At 46.5% G+C, this 3,207-nt stretch carries 4 protein-coding genes; all 4 read right to left on the bottom strand.

Annotation, left to right across the window (positions count from 1 at the left end):
• Nucleotides 1–341 (bottom strand): SIS domain-containing protein (locus ACJMLT_RS01430; RefSeq protein WP_405725489.1); only part of this gene is annotated, 341 nt, incomplete at its 3' end.
• 5 nt (nt 342–346) lie between these two features.
• The gene (locus tag ACJMLT_RS01425) at nt 347–1,393 is read right to left on the bottom strand and encodes a polyamine ABC transporter substrate-binding protein (protein WP_405725486.1); all 1,047 of its coding nucleotides are present in this window, start codon (nt 1,391–1,393) and stop codon (nt 347–349) included.
• A 15-nt stretch (nt 1,394–1,408) separates the two neighbouring features.
• Entirely contained in the window at nt 1,409–2,230 is an 822-nt protein-coding gene (locus ACJMLT_RS01420; protein ID WP_405725483.1) for an ABC transporter permease, read from the bottom strand.
• Entirely contained in the window at nt 2,231–3,112 is an 882-nt protein-coding gene (locus tag ACJMLT_RS01415; protein ID WP_405725480.1) for an ABC transporter permease, read from the bottom strand.
• Nucleotides 3,113–3,207: the final 95 nt, after the last annotated feature.

Genomic DNA, 3,207 nt, shown 5'->3' with positions numbered 1-3,207 from the left:
ACTTTCGCACCTGCAGCCTGGGCTTTTTTCACGCCGTCAACCATTTCGATTGTGCTGCCTGTTACGGAAGAGATGATCACGATTGTGCCTTCGCCGATTTTGTTATTGCCTGTTGCAATATATTCTGCGGCGTTTTCTACGAAGAAGTTCAGAGAGGACATTTCCTTCATATGAACTTCTGCCTGCAGGCAGGAAGCCCATGTGCCGCCGATCCCCAGCCAGCAGATGTTTTTATAGCCTTCTGCGCAGATTTTATTTACGATTTCTTCGATCTGAGGACGCAGGGCCAGCGCACCGTTCACGCTATCGATCTGCGCCTGTTCGTCAAATTTAATAATCATATTACTTATTCTCCAACTTTCAGTTTCTGATAGTAGTCATTGTAGATTGTCAGAGCTTCGCCAACGTCTTCCTGGAAGAATACGTTTTCTTTGTAATCAAAGATTCTTGCAGGGTCATTTTTGTATGTTTCGGAAGCTACTGCTACAGCTGCATCGTTAGGGCAGGAGTAAGGGAATTCATCCAGGTTTTTAGCCATAACTTCGGGATCACAGATGTAGTCCAGGAATTTTTCAGCCAGATCAACGTGTTTAGCGCCTGTGGGGATTACATACAGGTCCATACCCAGCTGGATAGCATCGTCTGTGAAAGGAGCGATTTTGATTGTGTCTTTTTCAGCCATTGCCCAGGAAGCGTTACCATCGAATGTAACAGCTACGGATACTGTGCCGTTTGTCAGGTTCTGTTCAGCATTGCCGTATGCAGCTACGTTTTCGTTGAATTTAACCAGCCATTCGTATGCTTCAGCCAGTTCAGCTTCGTCTGTGGAGTTAGGGTCATAACCCAGAGCTATCAGAGCCATAGGGAACAGGTTTCTAGCACCGTCGATTGTGGAGATCTGGCCTTTCAGAGCGGGATCCAGCAGATCGTTGTAGCCTGTGATTTCGATAGGGCATGTAGCAGAATCATATACTACGTAGATGTAGTTCATCAGGTAAGGTACGCAGTAACCTTTGGATACCCAGTAAGCATCGTTCAGGTTAGAGGAGTTAGGTACGTTGTCCAGATTGATTTCTTCTACATAGCCGCCTGCGATCAGGGATTCCATGTAAGCGTCACATGTCATGATCAGGTCGTATTCTTCGCCGCCGCCAGCTGTCAGTTTGTTGATTGCATCAGCGTTGTCGCTCATGTAGGACAGGTTTACTGTACAGTTGTTTTCTGCTTCGAAGTTTGCGATCAGTTCGTCAGAGATGTACTGCTGCCACATATAGATGTTCAGTTCTGTACTAGCTTCTGCGTTTGCATCATCTGCAGGTGCGTCGGAGCCGCCACAAGCTGCAACAGAGAAAACCATTGCGCCGGTCAGCAGCAGTGCTAAAAGTTTTTTCATAATGAAAACCTCCCTTTAATGTTTACCCTTTTTCTTTTTGAAAGAGCTTTGAATAATGTTATTCAAAATCATCGCCGTAACGATGACCAGAACCATGATTGTGGTCAATGCATTTACATCAGGTGTGATACCAGACTTATTCATTGACAGGATGAGAACAGGCAGTGTGGACTGTCTTGCGCCCGCCAGCATGTTACTCATAACAACGTCATCGAAGGACAGCGTAAAGGAAAGGAACGCCGCGCTCATAACGCCGGGGAAAATGGAAGGCAATGTGACACGCAGGAATGTCTGGACACGGTTGGCACCAAGGTCCATGGATGCTTCTTCCAGAGTGTCATTATCGCCGCTGATACGGCCTTTGATGGTAACCACTGCATAGGGGATGCAGAAGGTGCAGTGACCGATCAGGATGCTGCCCATCCCCAGAGAGAATCCCAGTTTGATAAAGATGATCAGAAGGGCTACGGCCAAAACGATTTCCGGCACGATGATAGGGATATACAGCATGTTGTTTACCAGTTTTTTGCCTTTGAATTCATACTTCTTCAGGCCAAGGGCACCGATGGTGCCGATGAAAACAGAAATGATGGTACTTAGCACCGCAATGATGATGGTGTACCACAAACTGTCGATCAGCGCATGGTTGGAAAACAGTTTTCCATACCATTCTGTCGTAAAGCCATTCCAGTAGTAGTTATATCTCTGGTCATTGAAGGAAAAGGCCATCATGACCGCAACAGGAATATACAGGATGGCATATACCAGAAAGGCATAAATATCGGTGAGAATCCGATAGGTTCTTTCTTTTTTGGCTCTTCTTGTCAATGCTGCCATTTACACCACCTCCATATCTTCGATTTTTGCAAATCTCGTATAAATGAAGATGAGCAGCATCGTGATCAGAATCAGCAGTACGGACAGAGCCGCACCCAGAGGCCAGTTTCTGATGGCACCGAACTGATTTTTGATAATATTACCGATGTACATAACTTTACCACCGCCCAGCATATCTGTTACAGTGTAAATACCCAGAGAGGGAATGAACACCAGAATGATCGCCGCAAAAATGCCGGGGAATGTGATGGGCAGTGTCACTTTCATAAATGTGGTTCTGGCATTGGCGCCTAAATCGGCAGATGCTTCCAGCAGGGATTTTTCCAGCTTTTCAATGGTGCTGTACAAAGGCAGCACGGCGAAAGGAAGCATATTGGTGATCAGACCAATCAGTACCAGTTCATCGGTATAGATAAAGCTGATGGGCTTATCCACAAAACCGAAGTTTACCAGAAAGTTATTCACAGGGCCGCTGGTCTGGAACAGCAGAAGCCATGCATTCAGACGCATCAGAGAGTTTGTCCAGAAAGGGATCATCAGGAGGGTGATCATCTTCGCCGCCGTATCCTTAGGCTTTCTTGCAATGATATAGGCAAAGGGATAGCCGATCAGGATACACAGCAGTGTGGTAAGACCCGCTGCCTGCAGAGATTTGATGATGACCTTGAAGTAGGTAGGGTCAAGGATGGTCGTATAGCTTTCCGCTGTAGGTTTGTATACAACGTCACCGAAGACACCTCTGGACATAAAGCTGATAAAGATGATATACAGCAGAGGGATGGTCACAAACAGGATCATCCACAAAGAAACGGGGCCTGCCATGGCCATTTTGGGCAGCAGGTTCTTTTTCTTGGGCATTGCAGCCTGACTTGCACTACTCATCAAACCGCCCCCTGCTCAAATTTCTTGATCGCAACTGCTTTTTCGGGCTTCCAGCATACATATACCTTTTCCCCTTCAGAAACAGCCTGATCCTG

The sequence above is a fragment of the Anaerotignum sp. genome (assembly GCF_045122575.1).
Taxonomy (GTDB): Bacteria; Bacillota; Clostridia; order Lachnospirales; family Anaerotignaceae; genus Anaerotignum_A.
The sequence above is the reverse complement of the archived record's forward strand: the minus strand, read 5'-3'. Positions and strand labels throughout refer to the sequence as shown.

Bases quoted from the DNA above. Each gene is read 5' to 3' on its own strand.
- ACJMLT_RS01425 (WP_405725486.1), bottom strand. From the start codon at position 1,393: ATGAAAAAACTTTTAGCACTGCTGCTGACCGGCGCAATGGTTTTCTCT.
- ACJMLT_RS01420 (WP_405725483.1), bottom strand. From the start codon at position 2,230: ATGGCAGCATTGACAAGAAGAGCCAAAAAAGAAAGAACCTATCGGATT.
- ACJMLT_RS01415 (WP_405725480.1), bottom strand. From the start codon at position 3,112: ATGAGTAGTGCAAGTCAGGCTGCAATGCCCAAGAAAAAGAACCTGCTG.